General features: G+C 70.4%; 20 protein-coding genes. 15 read left to right on the forward strand and 5 right to left on the reverse strand.

The genetic code is table 11. The features are described 5' to 3' along the window. Nucleotides 1-24: 24 nt before the first annotated feature. Together ASC56_RS19840 and ASC56_RS19845 are read left to right on the forward strand one after the other, a co-directional pair. Nucleotides 25-765 carry a response regulator transcription factor gene (locus ASC56_RS19840; protein ID WP_055492804.1) on the forward strand — a complete coding sequence of 247 codons (741 nt, stop codon included), beginning with the start codon at nucleotides 25-27 and terminating at the stop codon, nucleotides 763-765. 29 nt (nucleotides 766-794) lie between these two features. Then, complete coding sequence (locus ASC56_RS19845; protein ID WP_055493006.1) at nucleotides 795-2,249, forward strand: cell wall metabolism sensor histidine kinase WalK; 1,455 nt, start codon at nucleotides 795-797, stop codon at nucleotides 2,247-2,249. 2 nt (nucleotides 2,250-2,251) lie between these two features. Here the strand turns inward: ASC56_RS19845 and ASC56_RS19850 are convergent, their stop codons facing one another. Next, nucleotides 2,252-2,953 (reverse strand): L,D-transpeptidase, encoded by a 702-nt coding sequence (locus ASC56_RS19850; RefSeq protein WP_055492805.1) that lies wholly within the window; start codon nucleotides 2,951-2,953, stop codon nucleotides 2,252-2,254. Between the two features lie 3 nt (nucleotides 2,954-2,956). Continuing rightward, a complete protein-coding gene (locus tag ASC56_RS19855; RefSeq protein ID WP_055492806.1) occupies nucleotides 2,957-3,544 on the reverse strand; it encodes a pyridoxamine 5'-phosphate oxidase family protein in 588 nt (195 codons plus the stop codon). Nucleotides 3,545-3,748: 204 nt separating this feature from the next. Here ASC56_RS19855 and ASC56_RS19860 point away from each other — a divergent pair, with 204 nt between their 5' ends. The 5 genes from ASC56_RS19860 (at nucleotide 3,749) to ASC56_RS19880 (ending at nucleotide 9,671) form a co-directional block, all read left to right on the forward strand. Next, nucleotides 3,749-4,942: an argininosuccinate synthase gene (locus tag ASC56_RS19860; protein WP_107309297.1), complete on the forward strand. Its 1,194-nt coding sequence runs from the start codon at nucleotides 3,749-3,751 to the stop codon at nucleotides 4,940-4,942. A gap of 99 nt (nucleotides 4,943-5,041) precedes the next feature. Further along, a complete protein-coding gene (gene argH / locus ASC56_RS19865) occupies nucleotides 5,042-6,475 on the forward strand; it encodes an argininosuccinate lyase (RefSeq protein ID WP_055492808.1) in 1,434 nt (477 codons plus the stop codon). Between the two features lie 74 nt (nucleotides 6,476-6,549). After that, nucleotides 6,550-7,521, forward strand: coding sequence for an aldo/keto reductase (locus ASC56_RS19870; RefSeq protein ID WP_055492809.1), 972 nt, complete (start codon nucleotides 6,550-6,552; stop codon nucleotides 7,519-7,521). Between the two features lie 81 nt (nucleotides 7,522-7,602). Next, nucleotides 7,603-8,154, forward strand: coding sequence for a TetR/AcrR family transcriptional regulator (locus ASC56_RS19875; RefSeq protein ID WP_234377000.1), 552 nt, complete (start codon nucleotides 7,603-7,605; stop codon nucleotides 8,152-8,154). Continuing rightward, nucleotides 8,151-9,671 carry an MFS transporter gene (locus tag ASC56_RS19880; protein WP_055492811.1) on the forward strand — a complete coding sequence of 507 codons (1,521 nt, stop codon included), beginning with the start codon at nucleotides 8,151-8,153 and terminating at the stop codon, nucleotides 9,669-9,671. The genes ASC56_RS19875 and ASC56_RS19880 overlap by 4 nt, the downstream gene beginning before the upstream one ends. Before the next feature lie 92 nt (nucleotides 9,672-9,763). Here ASC56_RS19880 and ASC56_RS19885 read toward each other — a convergent pair whose 3' ends face one another. Next, a complete protein-coding gene (locus tag ASC56_RS19885; RefSeq protein ID WP_079102608.1) occupies nucleotides 9,764-10,453 on the reverse strand; it encodes a 1-acyl-sn-glycerol-3-phosphate acyltransferase in 690 nt (229 codons plus the stop codon). Nucleotides 10,454-10,778: 325 nt separating this feature from the next. Here ASC56_RS19885 and ASC56_RS19890 point away from each other — a divergent pair, with 325 nt between their 5' ends. The 3 genes from ASC56_RS19890 (at nucleotide 10,779) to ASC56_RS19900 (ending at nucleotide 13,079) form a co-directional block, all read left to right on the forward strand. Beyond that, nucleotides 10,779-11,936, forward strand: a complete 1,158-nt coding sequence (locus tag ASC56_RS19890) for a glycerophosphodiester phosphodiesterase (RefSeq protein ID WP_055492813.1) — start codon at nucleotides 10,779-10,781, stop codon at nucleotides 11,934-11,936. A gap of 87 nt (nucleotides 11,937-12,023) precedes the next feature. Next, nucleotides 12,024-12,530 carry an RNA polymerase sigma factor gene (locus ASC56_RS19895; protein WP_055492814.1) on the forward strand — a complete coding sequence of 169 codons (507 nt, stop codon included), beginning with the start codon at nucleotides 12,024-12,026 and terminating at the stop codon, nucleotides 12,528-12,530. A gap of 45 nt (nucleotides 12,531-12,575) precedes the next feature. Further along, nucleotides 12,576-13,079: a GNAT family N-acetyltransferase gene (locus ASC56_RS19900; RefSeq protein ID WP_055492815.1), complete on the forward strand. Its 504-nt coding sequence runs from the start codon at nucleotides 12,576-12,578 to the stop codon at nucleotides 13,077-13,079. Between the two features lie 63 nt (nucleotides 13,080-13,142). Here the strand turns inward: ASC56_RS19900 and ASC56_RS19905 are convergent, their stop codons facing one another. Next, the gene (locus ASC56_RS19905) at nucleotides 13,143-13,574 is read right to left on the reverse strand and encodes a hypothetical protein (RefSeq protein ID WP_055492816.1); all 432 of its coding nucleotides are present in this window, start codon (nucleotides 13,572-13,574) and stop codon (nucleotides 13,143-13,145) included. A gap of 1 nt (nucleotide 13,575) precedes the next feature. Beyond that, on the reverse strand, nucleotides 13,576-13,935 hold the full coding sequence (locus ASC56_RS19910) for a hypothetical protein (RefSeq protein ID WP_055492817.1): 360 nt from the start codon (nucleotides 13,933-13,935) through the stop codon (nucleotides 13,576-13,578). A gap of 70 nt (nucleotides 13,936-14,005) precedes the next feature. Here ASC56_RS19910 and ASC56_RS19915 point away from each other — a divergent pair, with 70 nt between their 5' ends. The 5 genes from ASC56_RS19915 (at nucleotide 14,006) to ASC56_RS19935 (ending at nucleotide 18,514) form a co-directional block, all read left to right on the forward strand. Continuing rightward, the gene (locus tag ASC56_RS19915) at nucleotides 14,006-14,656 is read left to right on the forward strand and encodes an HAD-IA family hydrolase (RefSeq protein ID WP_055492818.1); all 651 of its coding nucleotides are present in this window, start codon (nucleotides 14,006-14,008) and stop codon (nucleotides 14,654-14,656) included. Nucleotides 14,657-15,051: 395 nt separating this feature from the next. After that, the gene (locus ASC56_RS19920) at nucleotides 15,052-16,086 is read left to right on the forward strand and encodes a methionine ABC transporter ATP-binding protein (protein ID WP_055492819.1); all 1,035 of its coding nucleotides are present in this window, start codon (nucleotides 15,052-15,054) and stop codon (nucleotides 16,084-16,086) included. Further along, a complete protein-coding gene (locus ASC56_RS19925; RefSeq protein WP_055492820.1) occupies nucleotides 16,083-16,820 on the forward strand; it encodes a methionine ABC transporter permease in 738 nt (245 codons plus the stop codon). The genes ASC56_RS19920 and ASC56_RS19925 overlap by 4 nt, the downstream gene beginning before the upstream one ends. Nucleotides 16,821-16,885: 65 nt before the next feature. Continuing rightward, nucleotides 16,886-17,719, forward strand: a complete 834-nt coding sequence (locus ASC56_RS19930; protein ID WP_055492821.1) for a MetQ/NlpA family ABC transporter substrate-binding protein — start codon at nucleotides 16,886-16,888, stop codon at nucleotides 17,717-17,719. A gap of 156 nt (nucleotides 17,720-17,875) precedes the next feature. After that, nucleotides 17,876-18,514 (forward strand): GNAT family N-acetyltransferase, encoded by a 639-nt coding sequence (locus ASC56_RS19935; protein WP_055492822.1) that lies wholly within the window; start codon nucleotides 17,876-17,878, stop codon nucleotides 18,512-18,514. Nucleotides 18,515-18,620 lie beyond the last annotated feature (106 nt).

Raw genomic sequence — 18,620 nt, forward strand, 5'->3', positions numbered from 1 at the left:
GCAGGGGGGATCCTGGTAAGCGCGATGAAGACATCCCGCTCCGGCCGCCCCGCCCTCACCCGCCCCGACGGCACACCCCTGCGCGTCCTCGTCGTCGACGACGACCCGGATCTCGCCGAGGTGCTCTCCGGGGCCCTGCGCTACGAGGGCTGGGACGTGCGCACGGCCGGCGACGGCGCCGCTGCCGTCGCGGAGGCCCGCGATCTGATGCCCGACGCCGTCGTCCTGGACGTGATGCTTCCGGACACCGACGGCTTCCAGGTGCTGCGCTCGCTGCACAGCGTCCAGCCGGGCGTGTGTGTGCTCTTCCTCACCGCGCGCGACGCCGTCGAGGACCGTATCGCCGGGATCACCGCGGGCGGCGACGACTACGTCACCAAGCCGTTCAGTCTGGAGGAGGTCATCGCCCGGCTGCGCGGGCTGCTGCGCCGCGCCGGCATGGCCCGGCAGCTGGAGGAGGGCCCCCGGATGACCGTCGGGGACCTGGTCATGAACGAGGAGGCCCGTGAGGTGACCCGGGCCGGGGAACTGATCGAGCTGTCGCCCACCGAGTTCGAGCTGCTGCGCTTCCTGATGCGCAACCCGCGGCGCGTGCTCAGCAAGGCACAGATCCTCGACCGCGTGTGGTCCTACGACTTCGGCGGCCAGGCCCATGTCGTCGAGCTGTACATCTCGTACCTGCGCAAGAAGGTGGACGCGGGCCGCGAGCCCATGATCCACACGGTGCGCGGGGCCGGGTACGTGCTCAAGCCGGTGGTCCGGTGAGTCGGGCGCCCGGGCGAGCGGTGCGGTGGGTGCGGCGCCTGCCCCGGCCGCGCACGCTCCGTGGCCGGCTCATCGCCGGCCTCGTGGTGCTGCTGGCGATCAGCTGCGCGGCCGTCGGCGTGGCCGCGGTCCTCGAACTGGACGGCTTCCTCACCCGCCGCCTCGACCAGCAGCTGCAGACGACGGGCACGAGCTTCCCGCAGAGCCTGGAACACGGCACGGCCAAGCCGTCGGACCGCGACGGCGACGAGCACGGCGACACCCGCCGCCAGGCCGCCGAGACCTTCGGCGCCCGTCTGCTGCACGGCACGGTCACCCAGGCGGCCGTGGTCCCCACCGGCTCCACCGCCGATCTCGGCATCACGCTGACCGCAGCCGACCGCAGGGCCCTGGCCGCGGTCCCGGTGGACGGGAAGGGCCACACGGTCTGTCTGTCCGCCCTGCACGACTACCGGCTGACGGCGTGGCCGGGCAGGGACGGCGACGTCCTGATCACCGGACTGCCGCTGGAACCGGTCCAGGCCACGGTGCACCGCCTGGAACTGGTCGCCGCGATCGTCTTCGGCGCGGCCCTCGCGGTCACCGGCGTCGCGGGCGCCGTCTGGGTGCGCTGGTCCCTGCGCCCGCTCAGCCGGGTGGCCGCCACCGCAACCCGGGTCAGTGAACTTCCGCTCGCCAGCGGCGAGGTCGCGCTCCCGCCGCGCGCACCCGAGAGCGATCCGCGCAGCGAGGTGGGCCGGGTCGCCACCGCCTTCAACCGCATGCTCGGCCATGTCGAGGACGCGCTGACCAAGCGGCACGCCGGCGAGGAACGGCTGCGCAGCTTCGCCGCCGACGCCAGCCATGAGCTGCGCACGCCGGTCGCGTCGGTGCGCGGCCACGCCGAGCTGGCACTGCTGCACCCAGGGCCGGTCCCGGCGCAGGTGACCCGTGCCCTGGAGCGGATCACCGCTGAGTCGGCGCGCATGGGGGAGATGGTGGACGACCTGTTGCTGCTGGCCCGGCTGGACGCCGGCCGTCCCCTGGAGCGCCGCCCCGTCGACCTCACCCGGCTGGTGCTGGACGCGGTGACGGACGCGCGCGCGTCCGGTCCCGAGCACGGCTGGACCCTGGAGCTGCCCGAGGAGCCGGTGACCGTGACCGGCGACGAGCACCGCCTCCACCAGGTGCTGGCCAACCTGCTGGCCAACGCGCGTCTGCACACCCCCGTGGGCACCAAGGTGACCGTCTCGCTGGAGACCGACCGCACGACGGCCGTCCTCACGGTCCATGACGACGGCCCGGGAGTCCCCGACGACATCCAGCCGGGCGTCTTCGAACGCTTCACCCGGGCCGACCACCGCCGCCGCCCGGACAACCGGGGCGGCGGCGCCGGTCTGGGCCTGTCGATCGTGGCCGCGGTGACGGAGGCGCACGGGGGGAGCGTGCGGCTGGAGAGCCGCCCGGGCACGACGACCTTCACGGTCCGACTCCCGGCGCCCTAGTTCTAGTACCGAGTGATCGCAGTCGTCCCGCTCGCCGTCCCGATCGCGATGTGCGGCCGGCGCGAAGGATCCGCCCACGTGAGGATCCTTCGCATCGCATCCCCCGGCACCGACACACACCCCGCCGTCGCCCCCTTGCCGTCGACGTGCAGGAAGATGCCGGCGCCGCGGCCACGCACCGGCTGCCGGTAGTTGAACCCGATGACGAAGGCATAGCCGTACTGCGGGTCGTACGAGATCAGATGCTCCGACTCGGATGCGCGGCAGTCGCCCGGGAGGGGCTCCACCCAGCGGTTGTAGGAGGCGGAGCCAGTGTCCTGGCACCACCACGAGTTCTGGTGCACCCGGCGGTACGCCGCCTTGGTACCCCCGGGCGCGGCCTTGATCCCGAACGCGTAGGGCAGGTCGTACAGCCCGGTGGGCGTGGTGTTCGTGCCCTGCTCGCGCGAGGTGCCCTCCGCGAGCCCGTTCGCCCCGAAGCGGGCCGACGCGGAACCGGTCCTGGACCAGTGCCCGTCGCGCCGGTCCCACCACGTCACCGTTCCGGACGTCGCATCCGGGCGGCGCGCCTCCGCGGTGATCAACTGGCTGCCACCGCCGGTGTCCGCCATCCGCTCCGGAAGCGGGGCCTCCCCGGCGGTACCCGGCGCGGCGCCGAACACGAGGAGGGACATGGAGGCGAGGGCGACGACACCGGGGCGCATGGCTCAGAAGGTAGAGGGCGGCAGTGGCAACGGCAGCCCCGGCAGGCCGTCCAGGCTGGCTTCGATGTGCGGTTTCCCCCGGAAGTATGCGTCGAGGGAGGCGTCGTCCTCGCGTGCGAACCGCCTTGCGTGCAGATCGCGGTCCTCTTCGTATGCCATGAAGGGCACCGCGTACCCGCACGTGTCACGGACCAGTTCGGCCGTCACGACGATGATCGCGCGCAGGCCGTGCGGGATCGGGTCGATGTCCGCGAACCGGGTGAGGAGTTCCCTGAAGCGCGGGTCGTCGCGGAAGACCGGCTCCCCGTGCCCGTGCACCCGCACGATGTTCGGCGGCCCCTGGAACGCGCACCACATCAGGGTGATCCGGCCGTTCTCCCGCAGGTGCGCGATGGTCTCCGCGTTGGACCCGGCGAAGTCGAGATAGGCGACGGTGTGTTCGTCGATCACCGCCAAGGAGCCCCTGAGGCCCTTGGGGGAGAGGTTGACCGTCCCCTCGGCCGCCAGCGGAGCGGTCGCGGTGAAGAACAGGGGCTGTTCCTCGATGAAGGCGCGGAGTCTGCCGTCGATGCGCTCATAGGTCTTTCCCATGTCCGAGGATTATCGAAGAGAGTCTTTCGTCTGTCTAAGGAATTGCGGGGGCCGGGTGTGTCGGGGTGTCCCCGTGGAGTCCATCGCGGACCCGGCCGGCACGCGATCGTCGCCGCCGCCACGCCACACCGTCGTGGATTGACGAACCATGCAGACTCCTGCATACTCATGCATGTCAGCGAATGCACTGTGAGGGAGAAACCCGTGACCGAGCGCGTCGTACTCGCCTACTCCGGCGGTCTGGACACCTCCGTCGCCATCGGCTGGATCGCCGAGGAGACGGGCGCCGAGGTCATCGCCGTTGCCGTGGACGTCGGCCAGGGCGGCGAGGACCTGGACGTCATCCGCAAGCGCGCGCTCGCCTGCGGTGCCGTCGAGGCCGAGGTCGCCGATGCCAAGGACGAGTTCGCCGACGAGTACTGCCTCCCGGCGATCAAGTCCAACGCCCTCTACATGGACCGCTACCCGCTGGTCTCCGCCCTCTCCCGGCCGACGATCGTCAAGCACCTCGTCGCCGCCGCCAAGAAGCACGGCGCCACCACGGTCGCCCACGGCTGCACCGGCAAGGGCAACGACCAGGTCCGGTTCGAGGCCGGCATCGTCGCCCTCGCCCCCGACCTCAAGTGCATCGCCCCGGTCCGCGACTACGCCATGACCCGCGACAAGGCGATCGCCTTCTGCGAGGCGAAGGGCCTGCCGATCGCGACCACCAAGAAGTCGCCGTACTCCATCGACCAGAACGTCTTCGGCCGGGCCATCGAGACCGGCTTCCTGGAGGACATCTGGAACGCCCCGATCGAGGACATCTACGAGTACACCTCCAACCCGGCCGAGCCCCGCGACGCCGACGAGGTGGTCATCACCTTCAAGGAGGGCGTCCCGGTCGCCATCGACGGCAAGCCCGTCAGCGTCCTGCAGGCCATCCAGCAGCTCAATGAGCGCGCCGGCGCCCAGGGCATCGGCCGGATCGACATGGTCGAGGACCGGCTGGTGGGCATCAAGTCCCGCGAGGTGTACGAGGCTCCGGGCGCGATCGCCCTGATCACCGCCCACCAGGAGCTGGAGAACGTCACCGTCGAGCGCGAACTCGCCCGCTACAAGCGGCAGGTCGAGCAGCGCTGGGGCGAGCTGGTCTACGACGGCCAGTGGTTCTCCCCGCTCAAGCGCGCCCTCGACGGCTTCATCGACGAAGCCAACCAGCACGTCTCCGGAGACATCCGGATGACCCTGCACGGCGGCCGCGCGGTCGTCACCGGCCGGCGCTCCCAGGAATCGCTGTACGACTTCAACCTGGCGACCTACGACACCGGCGACACCTTCGACCAGTCCGCGGCCAAGGGCTTCATCGACATCTACAGCCTCTCGTCGAAGATCGCTGCCCAGCGCGACCTCGCCTGACAGCCTCCGGGCACCTCACACGCATTGGCCTGACAGCCGCCTCCTCACCCTTGCCGTGGGGAGGCGGAGGCACATCCACACCTCCGAGGAGCAACGCAAGTGAGCAGCAACAGCGGTGACGTACGGCTCTGGGGCGGCCGTTTCGCCGACGGTCCCGCCGAGGCCCTGGCGAAGCTGTCCGCGTCCGTCCACTTCGACTGGCGGCTCGCGCCCTACGACATCGCCGGTTCCCGTGCCCACGCGCGCGTGCTGCACAAGGCGGGGCTGCTCACCGACGACGAGCTGACCCGGATGCTCGCGGGGCTCGACCGGCTCGAAGCGGACGTGGCCTCGGGCGAGTTCACCGGCACCATCGCCGACGAGGACGTCCACACCGCCCTGGAGCGCGGCCTGCTCGAACGCCTCGGCCCCGACCTCGGCGGCAAGCTCCGCGCGGGCCGCTCCCGCAACGACCAGGTCGCGACCCTCTTCCGTATGTACCTGCGCGATCACGCCCGCATCATCGGCGGCCTGATCGCCGACCTCCAGGACGCACTGATCGGCCTGGCGGAGGCCCACCCTGACGTGGCGATGCCCGGTCGTACGCATCTGCAGCACGCCCAGCCGGTCCTCTTCGCGCACCACGTCCTCGCGCACGTCCAGGCACTGTCCCGGGACGCCGAGCGGCTGCGCCAGTGGGACGAGCGCACGGCCGTGTCGCCGTACGGCTCGGGCGCGCTCGCGGGCAGCAGCCTCGGGCTCGACCCGGAGGCGGTCGCCCAGGACCTCGGCTTCGAGCACGGCAGCTCCGCCAACTCCATCGACGGTACGGCGTCCCGTGACTTCGTCGCCGAGTTCGCCTTCATCACCGCGATGATCGGTGTCGACCTCTCCCGGGTCGCGGAAGAGGTCATCATCTGGAACACGAAGGAGTTCTCCTTCGTCACGCTCCACGACGCCTTCTCCACCGGCTCGTCGATCATGCCGCAGAAGAAGAACCCCGACATCGCGGAGCTGGCGCGCGGCAAGAGCGGGCGTCTCATCGGCAACCTCACGGGGCTGATGGCCACGCTCAAGGCCCTGCCGCTCGCGTACAACCGCGACCTCCAGGAGGACAAGGAACCGGTCTTCGACTCGATCGATCAGCTGGAGGTCCTGCTCCCGGCGTTCACCGGCATGATGGCCACGCTGACCGTGCACCGCGAGCGGATGGAGGAGCTGGCCCCAGCGGGCTTCTCGCTCGCCACCGACATCGCCGAGTGGCTGGTCAAGCAGGGCGTGCCGTTCCGCGTCGCGCACGAGGTCGCCGGCGAGTGTGTGAAGGTCGCCGAGGCCGAGGGCAAGGAGCTGGACCAGCTCACGGACGAGCAGTTCGCCAAGATCTCCGTCCATCTCACCCCCGAGGTGCGGTTCGTCCTCGACGTCCCCGGCGCCCTCGCCTCCCGCGACGGCCGCGGCGGCACGGCACCCGCGGCGGTCGCCGTCCAGCTCGCCGAGGTGAAGACGGACGTGGCGGCGCAGCACGCGTGGGCCACCGCGAAGCGGAAGAAGTAACAGGTCGCGAATCCCGGGGGCATCGCGGGTTACGTTGGTCGGCAGCCGCAAGGAGCCGACCGAACGGAGCCGCGATGCCCTTCGCACGCCTCGCCTCAGCGACGACTCCCACCTGCCATATCGGCCTGGGCCTGGCCGCCGTGGGCCGCCCCGGTTACATCAACTTGGGCCGTGAGCAAGACCTCCCGCCGGTGCGCACCGTCGACGCCCTGCGCGAGCGCACCCATGAACTCCTGGACGCCGCCTACGCCCAGGGCGTCCGCTACGTCGACGTGGCCCGCTCGTACGGGCGCTCCGAGGAGTTCCTCGCCGACTGGCTGAACGCACGCCCCGACATCGCGGACGTCGTCGTCGGCAGCAAGTGGGGCTACACCTACACCGCGGGCTGGAGCACCGAGGCCGAGCGGCACGAGGTCAAGGACCACGGCGTCGCCACCTATGAGCGGCAGCGCGCCGAGACCGCCGCCCTGCTCGGCGACCGGCTCGACCTCTACCAGATCCACTCGGTGACCCCCGACAGCCCGGCCCTCACCGACAAGGAACTCCATGCCAGGCTCGCCGAGGCCGCGGCGCAGGGCATCACGATGGGCTTCTCGACCAGCGGGCCGGCCCAGGCCGACGCCATCCGCGCCGCGCTCGCCGTGACGGTCGACGGCGAGCCGCTGTTCCGTACGGTCCAGTCCACGTACAACCTGCTGGAGACCTCGGCGGCGCCCGCGCTCGCCGAGGCCCACGACGCCGGCCTCACGGTGATCGTCAAGGAGGGCATGGCCAACGGGCGGCTGGCGGACCCGCACGCGCCGGAGGCCCTCAAGGCCGTGGCCGCGGAGACGTCCCTCGGCTGCGACGCGATCGCCCTCGCCGCGATCCTGCGCCGGCCGTGGGCCGGCGTCGTCCTGTCCGGCGCGGCGACCACCGGCCAGCTCGCCTCGAACCTGCACGCCGCCGCCGTCGACCTCGACGAGGATCAGCTGGCCCGCCTGGAGACGCTCGTCGAGGAGCCGGCTGCCTACTGGGAGCGGCGCGGGCAGCTGCCCTGGCACTGACACACTCCTGCTGACCAGCAGCTGTGAGTCACGCATGCCTGTGGTGAGACAATGATGTCTCATATGGGGTATCGTTGTCTCATGGCCCTCGATCGTGACCATGTGCTGCGCAGTGCAGCCGCCCTGCTGACCCGCAGATCCACCGCGACCATGGACGAGGTCGCCAAGGCCGCCGGGATCAGCCGGGCCACGCTGCACCGCCACTTCGCCGGACGTGACGCGCTCGTACGGGCGCTGGAGTCGCTCGGTATCGAGGAGTGCGAGGCCGCCCTGGACGCGGCCCGCCTGGACGAGGGCCCGGCGAGCGACGCCGTACACCGGCTGGTGCGCGAGATCGAACCAGCCGCAGGTCTGCTGGCCTTCCTCTACACCGAGAACCAGCTGTTCGAGGGCGAGGAGCAGAACGAGGGCTGGGCCCGGATCGACGCCCGGGTCGCCGCGCTGTTCCGGCGCGGCCAGGCGAGCGGCGAGTTCCGTATCGACCTCACCCCGGCGTGGCTCACCGAGGCGCTGTACGGGCTGCTGGCCTCCGGTGCCTGGGCCGTGATGGAGGGCCGGGTCGCTCCGAAGGACTTCACCCACATGATCGTCGAGCTGCTGCTCGGCGGCGCACTACGGAGAGAGGAATCATGACCAGCACCTTGCAGCCGGCGCTCGCGAGGGCACAGAGGCGTCCGGGCCGGTGGCTCGCGCTGAGCGTCCTGGTGCTCGCTGTGCTGCTGGTGGCCGTCGACGCGACCGTCCTCGGTCTCGCCACCCCCTACATCAGCGAGGACCTGAACCCCTCGGGCACCCAGCTGCTGTGGATCGGAGACGTCTACTCGTTCGTCATCGCGGGTCTGCTCGTGTCCATGGGCAGCCTCGGCGACCGCATCGGTCGCAAGCGGATCCTGCTCGGCGGTGCCACGGCCTTCGGCGTGATATCCGTCCTCAACGCCTATGCGTCGACGCCGGAGACGATGATCCTGGCGCGGGCGCTGCTCGGTGTCGCGGGCGCGACCCTGATGCCCGCCACGCTCGCCCTGATCCGCAATCTCTTCCTCGACCCGCGCGAGCGCAGCCTCGCCGTCGGCATCTGGGGCGCCACCGCCTCGGCCGGCACGGCGGTCGGCCCCATCGTCGGCGGCTTCCTGCTCGAACACTTCTGGTGGGGCTCGGTCTTCCTGATCAACCTGCCCGTCATGGTGGTCCTCGTGCTGGTCGGCGTCAGGACGCTGCCCGAGTCGCGCAATCCGAACCCCGGCCCGTGGGATTTGATCAGCGTCGTCCTGTCGCTCGTCGGCATGGTCGCCATCGTGTACGCCGTCAAGGAGGCGGCCGCTCACGGATTCACCTGGTCGGCCGCGGCCACCGGTGTCCTCGGTGCCGCCGCGCTGTACGGCTTCGTGCGCCGGCAGCTGACGCTGCCGGTACCGCTGCTGGACATGCGGCTGTTCCGCCGCCGCGGCTTCAGCGGTGCGGTGCTCGCCGACCTGCTGACCGTCCTCGGCATGTCCGGGCTGGTCTTCTTCCTCTCCCAGTACCTGCAACTGGTCCAGGGCCGACGGCCGTTCGAGGCGGGCCTCGCCGAACTGCCCGCCGCCGTCGGCGCGGTGGTGGCGGGCATGGTCGCGGGTGCGGCGGCCCGGCGCTTCTCGGTGCGGGCGGTGGTCTCGGGTGGGCTCGCCGCGGTGGGACTGGCGCTGGCGGCCCTCACCCTGATCGACCGGTCCACCGGCTACCCGCTCATCGGGACCGCGCTGCTGGTCGTGGGTGTCGGCGCGGGACTGTCGTTCACGGTGACCGCGGACGTGATCCTCTCCAGCGTGCCCAAGGAACAGGCGGGCGCCGCCTCCGCGGTCTCCGAGACGGCGTACGAACTCGGCGCGGCCCTCGGTATCGCCCTGCTCGGCTCGATCGTGACCGGCGTCTACCGGGGCTTCAGGGGCCCGGCGGGCACCCCGGCCGCGGCGCACGAATCCCTGGGCGGCGCGGTCGAGGCGGCCTCGGCCATGCCGACGGCCACCGGCCAGGCCCTGGTGTCATCGGCCCGCGAGGCCTTCGTCGACGGCCTCACCCTCGCCACGGGCGCGGGCGCGGCGGTCCTGCTGGCCACGGCGGTGGCGTCGTGGTTCCTGCTGCGCGGCCAAAGGCTCGAGAGCGTCTCGTGATCGGGGTCGGTGCGCCCCGCAGGGGCGCGGGGAACCGCGTGGGCGATCACGGACGACCCGTACCCGACAACCGGCCGAACCCGCCGGAGGTGCTACGCGGCCTTCGCCTTGGTCGCGTACATGTCCACGTACTCCTGCCCCGACAACCGCATGACCTCCGTCATCACGGAGTCGGTCACCGCGCGCAGCACATAGCGGTCGCGGTCCATCCCCTCGTACCGGGAGAACTCCATCGCCTCACCGAAGCGAACGGTGACCCGCCCCGGGCGCGGCATGCCGCGCCCGCCCGGCTGCAGCTTGTCCGTGCCGATCATCGCGAACGGCACGACCGGGGCGCCGGTCATCAGGGTGAGGCGGGCGATGCCGGTGCGGCCGCGGTACAGACGCCCGTCGGGGGAGCGGGTGCCCTCCGGGTAGATGCCGAAGATCTTGCCCTCCTCCAGCACCCGGCGGCCGGTCATCAGCGCGGCCACGCCGCCGCTCGCGCCGTCCCGGTCCACCGGGATCATGCCCACGCCCGTGAAGAACCAGGCCATCAGCCGGCCCTTGAAGCCCTTGCCGGTGACGTACTCGTCCTTGCCGATGAAGAACACCTGCCGCTTGGTCACCACCGGCAGCACGATCGAGTCGATGAACGTCAGATGGTTGCCGGCCAGGATGACCGGACCGTCGGCCGGGATGTGCTCCGCGCCCTCCACCCGTGGGCGGAACATCAGGCGCATGATCGGTCCGAGCACTGCCTTGATGAGCACGAAGCGGGACAACGGGCCCTCCGGTGTCAAGGGATTCGGTATGAGTCTGTGCAGGTGAGGACGATACTCGTGGCCCCCGGCGGATCGCACATCGGGTCACCGAGTGGATACATGTCATTGACGAGTGTTTACCTGCGACGACCTCGTGTTGCACGTTCGTCATCCGCCGGACGGCTGTGACGGACATCGCGCCCAGCCCATGACGGGCCGTCACTCCCCGAGTGTCCCGTGCGCCGTCACCCATGCATTCCGTAGGACGGACCACGTCCGCCGCGCGTTCCCGCGTACGTCTCCCGGCGGTCACCCGTACGCACCTACGATCAACCCGATTCGACAGGTGCGGCGGGAGGAACTCATGGCGACGCAGGAGTCGTACGAGCAGGGACGAGGGACGGGCCGGCGGGCGCTGCTCGGGGCCGCGGTGCTCGGCGCGGGCGGAGCGGTCCTCGGACTGCCCGGCACCGCGACGGCGGACGCGCGGCAGGGCGGACTCAAGAGCCTGCCCGTGCCGGCGATCATCGGGCACCGAGGGGCCAGTGGATACCGGCCGGAGCACACGTTCGGCTCCTACGACCTGGCGCTCGACCTCGGCGCCGACATCGTGGAGGCCGGTGACCTGGTCCCCACCAAGGACGGTCATCTCGTGTGCCGGCACGAGCCGGAGATCGGCGGCACCACCGACGTCGCCGATCACCCCGAGTTCGCCGGCCGCAGGACCACCAAGGTCCTGGACGGCGTCTCCACCACGGGCTGGTTCACCGAGGACTTCACCCTCGCCGAACTGAAGACCCTCCGCGCGATCGAGCGCATCCCCGCCACCCGCCAGCACAACACGATCTACAACGGCCGCTGGGAGATCCCCACCTTCGAAGAGGTGCTCCACTGGCAGGACGAGCAGACCCGCAAGCGCGGCAAGCAGGTGTGGATCTACCCCGAGACCAAGCACCCCACCTACTTCCGCAAACAGGGCCTCGACATCGAGCAGTTGCTCGCCAAGAGCCTGCGCCGGCACGGCAAGGACAGGAAGAACTCGCCGGTCCTCATCCAGTCCTTCGAGCCGAGCAGCATCCAGCGTCTGAACAAGCTCGTCGGCAACCCACTCGTGGTGCTCCTGTCCGCCGCGAACACCCGCCCCTGGGACTTCGTCGAGGCGGGCGACCAGCGCACGGTCGCCGACCTCGTCACGCCCAAGGGACTCAAGGAGATCGCGTCGTACGCGCAGGGCATCGGCCCGACTCTCGACCTGGTCATTCCGAAGGACGCGAACGGCAACCTCACCAAGCCGTCCACCCTCGTCGCCGACGCGCACGCCGCGGGCCTGATCCTGACCCCGTACACCATGCGCGACGAGAACACGTTCCTGCCGACGAACTTCCGGAAGGGCACGGACCCGGCGGCGTACGGGGACGTCTTCGGCGCCTTCAAGGCGTACTTCGCCACCGGTATCGACGGTGTCTTCACCGACAACGCCGACACCGGAGTACTCGCCCGCGAGGACTTCCTGCGCCGCTGAGGTCAACCGCCGACGTACAGACCCCGATTCGGGTGACTTTCGGCCGCCCCGGCAACCCATTGCCGGGGCGGCCGCGTCAGGCCGCATATGACCCACGAGATGCTCGCGGCCCTGTGTCCGCTGCTCGCGGCCGAAGCCTCGGCGGAGGCATATGCGTGCGGGATGGAGTCGAACGACCTGGAACAGGCGGTGTGGCTACGGTTCCTGGAGCGGCTGGAGGTGGACCGACCCCTCGTCGATCCGCAGGGTTGGCTGCGCCGGGCCGTCCGTTCCGAGGCGCGCCGCGGGCGCCGCGCCGCTCGCCGCGAACTGCCGTACGGCACCGAGCCCGCCGACGACATCGGGCCCGATCCCGAGCAGCAGGCCCTGATGGCCGCCCGCCGCCGGGCACTGCACGCCGCCGTGCGCCGCCTGCCCGGCCGCTGCCCCCGTCTGATGGCGGCGCTGCTGTCCCCGCAGGATCTGACCTACCGGGAAATCGCAGGGGAGTTGGGTATCTCACAGGGCAGTCTCGGCCCGGAACGCTCCAAATGCCTGGGATGTCTACGGCGATTGCTCGCGGCGGAGGTTGCGGCCTCCGAACCGCGGGGATAGGAGTGAGGGACGACCGGCGATCAGGTGAGCGGGAGGCGTGCGCACATGGGCATGAGCGTGACCATCTCTGTGGCGACCGAGCAGGACGCCGAGCAGATCTTCAGGCTGCAGTACCTCTGCTTCCAGAGCGAAGCCGCGCTCTACGGCAACTACCGCATCGACCCGCTCGTCCAGAGTCTGGACTCGGTCCGCCAAGAGGTCGCCACCGACTGTGTCTTCGTGGCGCGGCTGGGCGACGAGGTGGTCGGCTCGGTGCGCGGCAGCGTGACCGAGGACGGCCCGGCGTCCATCGGCAAGCTCTGCGTGCACCCGCGGCTGCAGGGCCACGGCATCGGCGCCCGGTTGCTGCGCGCGGCCGAGACGGCGCTGGTCGAGGAGCGCGGCGCGAAGAAGTTCCGCCTCAGCGCGGGCCACCGCAGCGAGGGCAACCTCCGTCTGTACCGCCGCGTCGGCTACGAGACGGTCGGCACGTCCCAGGGCGACGACGGCGTGCCGATGATCGTCCTGGAGAAGAACGTCACGGCGGGCTCGTACGCGACGACGGCGTAGGGAGAACGCGCCCCGCAAGGGGCGCGCCCGGCCGAGGCGAGCGGCAGGCAGCGCGCAACGACCTCAGGCCGCGTCCCCCCGGCGCGCGGATGCCTTCCGCAACCAGTACATGGCGGACAACGGCAGCAGCACCGGAATGAAGACGTACCCCATGCCGTAGTCCGACCACACGGTCGCGTCCGGAAACGCGGACGGCTCGACCAGCGTCCACGTGCCCACGGTCAGCACACCCACCAGCTCCGCCGCGCAGCACACGAGCGCCGCCCTGCGCGCCGTCTCGCCGCCGCGGACCAGGGAGTAGGTGATGAATCCGTAGACGACACCGGCGACCGCGGACAGGGAGTACGCCAGCGGAGCCCTGTCGAACTGCGTCGAGATCTGCACGACCGAGCGCGACACCGCTCCGACCACCATCACGCCGTACAGCCAGACGAGCAGCATGCCGGGCCCGCTGATGAGCCGTGCCTTCGCCGGCCGCTCCTGCGTGGCCGTCATCTCAGCCTCCCCAGATGTCATAGAGCCGCACCTCCAGCACGGCGAGGACCACACCGCCGGCCGCGACCGTCACGGAACCCCATCGTGTGCGCTCCGCCAGCGACATGAAACCCGACGCCGGGATGCACGCGAAGGCGCCGAGCAGATACGCCACGAAGATGGTCGTGCCCTGCGCCGGCTTCTCGCCCCGTGCCAGCTGGACGATGCCGACGACCAGCTGCACCACGGCCAGCAGCGTCACCACTGCCATGCCGATGAAGTGCCAGTCCTTCGTGGGCTGATCACGGTGGGCCGCCCAACCGCACCACGCGGCGAGCAGCAGCGCGGCGACACCGGTCGCCAGCGTCAGGGCATCAAGCATGCCGTGACCCTATTACGGGCCAAACGCCCCGATGCGATCGGCCCCGGCCCGTCCCCGTAGGGTCGAGGGCATGGAGATCCACGCCGACGCCCTGCTGTTCGACAACGATGGAACGCTCGTCTCATCCCTTGAGTCGGTCCGCCGGTGCTGGACGCGATGGGCGCATGAGTACGGGATCAGCGCGCAGGAGTTCGGGCGCATCGAACTGCACGGCCGTCCGGCCGCCGAGATAGCCGCCGACCTGCTGCCGGCCGAGGTCGTGGCGGAGGCCGTCGCGCGCATCGAGCGGCTGGAGGTCGAGGACGTGCCGGGCGGGGGCGTCCACCTGCTGCCGGGCACCCGGGAGTTCCTGGACGCGCTGCCGTCCGACCGCTGGGCCGTCGTCACCTCCGCCACGCGGCGCCTGGCCGAGGCCCGGCTGGAGGCGGTCGGCGTCCGGCCCAAGATCCTGGTCACCGCCGACGACGTCACCCGAGGCAAGCCGGACCCCGAGCCCTATCTCCTCGCCGCCCGGGAACTGGGCGTCGAGCCGTCCCGCTGCGTCGTGTTCGAGGACGCGCCCGCCGGCCTCGCGGCCGGCCGTGCCGCCGGAATGACCACCGTGGCGTTGGCCACAACCCACCGGGCCCAGGAACTGGACGCCGACCTGGTGGTGAAGGACCTCTCGGCCTTGTGCGCCCTGGTCACCGGCAGCGCCGTGGAGATCTCCGTCCGCGCCTGAATGCCGTCCACGGCTGTCCGCTATTCGGACAGCCATGGCAGGCCCCGGCTGTGTGTCTGCTTTACTTGCACCCATGACCACGACGAGCAACCGCGCCCTTGCGACCGAGGCGACCATGACGCCCGGTGCTCGTTGTCTGTGTCGAATGTGCGCCTGCTAGAGGGCCCCCGCACCACCTTGAGCCTCGCGCCCCGAAGCGAGACCGCCGTGGCGTGTCCGTACGACTGCGTCGTACGGACTGAGCCTCCCCCACTGCCGGAACGGCGCGGGGGATCCCCATCGCGCACATGTTCTCCCCGGTTCCATCGCCCAGCGAGAACCGTGCCGCGTCCCCATGCACGCACCCGTGCCCGGCGCACACCCACGCCCTGCACTCGACAGTGACGGAAACCCCAGTGATCACCACATCGGGCCTGACCAAGGTCTACCGCTCGCGCGGCCGCGAGGTGACCGCCCTCGACGGCGTCGACCTGCACGTACGCGAGGGCGAGGTGTACGGCGTCATCGGCCAGTCCGGCGCCGGCAAGTCCTCGCTCATCCGCTGCGTCAACCTCCTGGAGCGCCCCACCGCCGGCACGGTCACCGTGGCCGGCCAGGACCTCACCGCGCTCGCCGGCCGCGGACCGCGCGCCGGCCGGGAGCTGCGGCAGGCGCGCAGCCGTATCGGCATGGTCTTCCAGCACTTCAACCTGCTGTCCTCGCGTACCGTCCAGGACAACGTCGAGCTGCCGCTGGAGATCCTCGGCACTTCCGGGAAGGAACGTTCCCGCAGGGCGCTGGAACTTCTCGATCTCGTCGGCCTCGCCGACAAGGCCAAGGCCTACCCGGCCCAGCTCTCCGGCGGCCAGAAGCAGCGCGTCGGCATCGCCCGCGCTCTCGCCGGCGACCCCAAGGTGCTGCTCTCCGACGAGGCGACCAGCGCCCTCGACCCGGAGACCACCCGCTCCATCCTTCAGCTGCTGCGTGACCTGAACCGGCAGCTCGGGCTGACCGTCCTGCTCATCACGCACGAGATGGACGTCGTCAAGAGCATCTGCGACTCGGCCGCCCTCATGGAGAAGGGCCGCATCGTCGAGTCCGGCACCGTCAGCGAGCTCCTGGCGACCCCCGGCTCCGAACTGGCCGCCGCGCTCTTCCCCGTCAGCGGCGATGCCTCCGGCGACGACCGCACCGTCGTCGATGTCACCTTCCACGGCGACGCCGCGACCCAGCCCGTCATCTCACAGCTCGCGCGCACCTACAACATCGACATCTCGATCCTCGGCGCCGCGATGGACACCGTCGGCGGCAAGCAGGTCGGCCGCATGCGCATCGAACTGCCCGGCCGCTACGAGGAGAACGTCGTGCCGATCGGCTTCCTGCGGGAGAAGGGCCTCCAGATCGACGTCCTCGGTCAGGAGCCCGCGCTGGTGAAGGCAGGTGCCAAGTGACCTGGTCCGAGATGCAGCCGCTGCTGTCCCAGGCGTGCGGGGACACGCTCTACATGGTCGGCTGGTCGACTCTGATCGCGATCGTCGGAGGCCTGCCGCTGGGCATCCTGCTCGTGCTGACCGACCGCGGCGGACTGCTGCAGAACGTCGTCGCCAACAGACTCATCGGGCAGATCGTGAACATCGCCCGCTCGATGCCGTTCATCATCCTGATGGTCGCGCTGATGAGCTTCACGCGCTGGATCACGGGTACGACGATCGGCCGAGAGGCCGCGATCGTGCCGCTCGCCATCGGCGCGATCCCGTTCTTCGCGCGGCTCGTCGAGACGGCCGTGCGTGAAGTGGACGGCGGGCTCGTCGAGGCCGTCCAGGCGATGGGCGGCAACACCTGGACCGTCGTGCGCAAGGTCCTCGTACCGGAGGCGCTGCCCTCGTTGATCTCCTCGGCCACCACCACGGTCGTCGCCCTCATCGGCTACTCGGCGATGGCCGGCACGGTCGGCGCCGGCGGCCTCGGTGACATCGCCATCCGCTACGGCTACCAGCGCTTCGAGACCCAGATGATGTGGATCACCGTCGGCATCCTCGCCGTCGTCATCTCCCTGATCCAGTTCGCCGGCGACTACGCGGCCCGCGCACTGCACCGCCGCGGCGGCCGCTCGGGCGCCGCGCCACGACTGCGGCTGCTGAAGGCCGAGGAGCCCGCGACCGCGGACGTGCGCAAGGCCGCGTAAGCACCCCACACACTCCCCGCACCACCACCCGCGGGGTCGCTCCACCATAAGGAAAGGCACTTTTCGTGCGTAACACCGCCAAGATCACCACCGCCGTCCTCGCCGCCGGAGTCCTCACCTTCGGGCTCACCGCGTGCGGCGGCTCGAACAAGAGCTCCGCGTCCGCCGACACCAGCGGCCCGCTCGTCGTCGCCGCGAGCCCCACCCCGCACGCCGAGATCCTCAACTACGTCAAGGACAACCTGGCGAAGAAGGCGGGCCTCGACCTGCAGGTCAAGGAGTTCACCGACTACGTCACGCCGAACACGGCGACCGAGGACGGGTCCGTCGGCGCCAACTACTTCCAGAACCAGCCGTACCTCGACGACTTCAACAAGAAGAACGGCACCCACATCGTGCCCGTCGTCACGGTGCACCTGGAGCCGCTCGGTCTGTACTCCCACAAGGTCAAGAAGGCCGACGAGCTGAAGAGCGGTGCGACCGTCGCCATCCCGAACGACACGGTCAACGAGGCGCGGGCGCTCAAGCTGCTCGACGCCAACGGTCTCATCACGCTCAAGAGCGGTGTGGGCAGCGAAGCGACCCCCCAGGACATCGCCAAGAACCCGAAGAACCTGAACTTCAAGGAGCTGGAGGCGGCCCAGACCCCGCGCTCCCTGGACGACGTGGACGCCGCGGTGATCAACGGCAACTACGCCATCTCCTCCGGCCTCAAGCCCGCCAAGGACGCCCTCGTCCTGGAGTCCGCGAAGAACAACCCGTACGGCAACTTCCTCGCGGTCAAGAAGGGCGACGAGAAGGACCCGCGGGTCCAGAAGCTCGCCAAGCTCCTCACCTCGCCCGAGGTGAAGAAGTTCATCCAGGACAAGTACCAGGGCTCGGTCATCGCCTCCTTCTGAACCGGCTCCGCGTACACCGCGTACACCGCGTATCGCCACGCACGGGGTCCGCTCCCTCACCGGGGGTGGACCCCGTGGTGCGTTTCGGTGCCTCCATGTTGCATGCTGGGCAGCTCAGCAGGCCTTGACGGTTTCCGAAGGTTACGGAGCGGCGCAATGACAAGCACCTTTCCCAACGTCTCCATCAGCACGGAGCGGTTGGTACTGCGCCCTCTCGACGAGGACGACGTTCCGGCGCTGGCCGAGATGATGAACGACGAACTGGTCGGCGCCTGGACCGACGTGCCCCAGCCGTTCACCGAGGAGGGTGCCCACACCTGGATCACCGAGTACGCGCCCGCCGAGCGCGCCGCGGGCCGTGGACTCGACCTCGCCGTCACCGAGTTCCTCACCCAGCGGCTGGTGGGTGTCATCCAGCTCGGCAAGACCAACTGGCACATCCGGTCCACCGAACTGTCGTACGTCATCGCCTCCTGGGGGCGCGGCGAGGGGTACGCCTCCGAGGCGGCGCTCGCCACCGCCCAGTGGCTCTTCGGGGACCAGAAGTTCGAGCGGATCGAACTGCGCACGGCGGCCGACAACACCGCCTCCCAGCAGGTCGCCCAGAAGATCGGCTGCATCAGCGAGGGCGTCCTGCGCAACGCCTGCATAGCGCACGTCCGTACCGAGGACGGCACCTGGACCGACGTACGGACCGACTTCATCGTGTGGAGCCTGCTGCCGGAGGACCTCGACGGGGTCAGCGACGAGCTGGCCGACACCGGCGGTTTCACGTCGTTCTCCAACTGGAACTGATGGCGGGGAAGCGCTCCCATCGGGCGGACCCCGGACCGCCGCCCGCAGCGCAACCAGGTACTCTCACGGAGCCCGCCGTGCGGGCTTCTCCCTGACGACCTGCGCA

Source organism: Streptomyces sp. TP-A0356, assembly GCF_001417775.1.
Classification (GTDB): Bacteria; Actinomycetota; Actinomycetes; order Streptomycetales; family Streptomycetaceae; genus Streptomyces.

What these genes read in the sequence shown, in the direction of transcription:
- ASC56_RS19900 (WP_055492815.1), top strand. Translation starts at nt 12,576, where the DNA reads ATGGGCATGAGCGTGACCATCTCTGTGGCGACCGAGCAGGACGCCGAG.
- ASC56_RS19905 (WP_055492816.1), bottom strand. Translation starts at nt 13,574, where the DNA reads ATGACGGCCACGCAGGAGCGGCCGGCGAAGGCACGGCTCATCAGCGGG.
- ASC56_RS19910 (WP_055492817.1), bottom strand. Translation starts at nt 13,935, where the DNA reads ATGCTTGATGCCCTGACGCTGGCGACCGGTGTCGCCGCGCTGCTGCTC.
- ASC56_RS19915 (WP_055492818.1), top strand. Translation starts at nt 14,006, where the DNA reads ATGGAGATCCACGCCGACGCCCTGCTGTTCGACAACGATGGAACGCTC.
- ASC56_RS19935 (WP_055492822.1), top strand. Translation starts at nt 17,876, where the DNA reads ATGACAAGCACCTTTCCCAACGTCTCCATCAGCACGGAGCGGTTGGTA.
- ASC56_RS19840 (WP_055492804.1), top strand. Translation starts at nt 25, where the DNA reads ATGAAGACATCCCGCTCCGGCCGCCCCGCCCTCACCCGCCCCGACGGC.
- ASC56_RS19880 (WP_055492811.1), top strand. Translation starts at nt 8,151, where the DNA reads ATGACCAGCACCTTGCAGCCGGCGCTCGCGAGGGCACAGAGGCGTCCG.
- ASC56_RS19870 (WP_055492809.1), top strand. Translation starts at nt 6,550, where the DNA reads ATGCCCTTCGCACGCCTCGCCTCAGCGACGACTCCCACCTGCCATATC.
- ASC56_RS19895 (WP_055492814.1), top strand. Translation starts at nt 12,024, where the DNA reads ATGACCCACGAGATGCTCGCGGCCCTGTGTCCGCTGCTCGCGGCCGAA.
- ASC56_RS19850 (WP_055492805.1), bottom strand. Translation starts at nt 2,953, where the DNA reads ATGCGCCCCGGTGTCGTCGCCCTCGCCTCCATGTCCCTCCTCGTGTTC.
- ASC56_RS19890 (WP_055492813.1), top strand. Translation starts at nt 10,779, where the DNA reads ATGGCGACGCAGGAGTCGTACGAGCAGGGACGAGGGACGGGCCGGCGG.
- ASC56_RS19875 (WP_234377000.1), top strand. Translation starts at nt 7,603, where the DNA reads ATGGCCCTCGATCGTGACCATGTGCTGCGCAGTGCAGCCGCCCTGCTG.
- ASC56_RS19855 (WP_055492806.1), bottom strand. Translation starts at nt 3,544, where the DNA reads ATGGGAAAGACCTATGAGCGCATCGACGGCAGACTCCGCGCCTTCATC.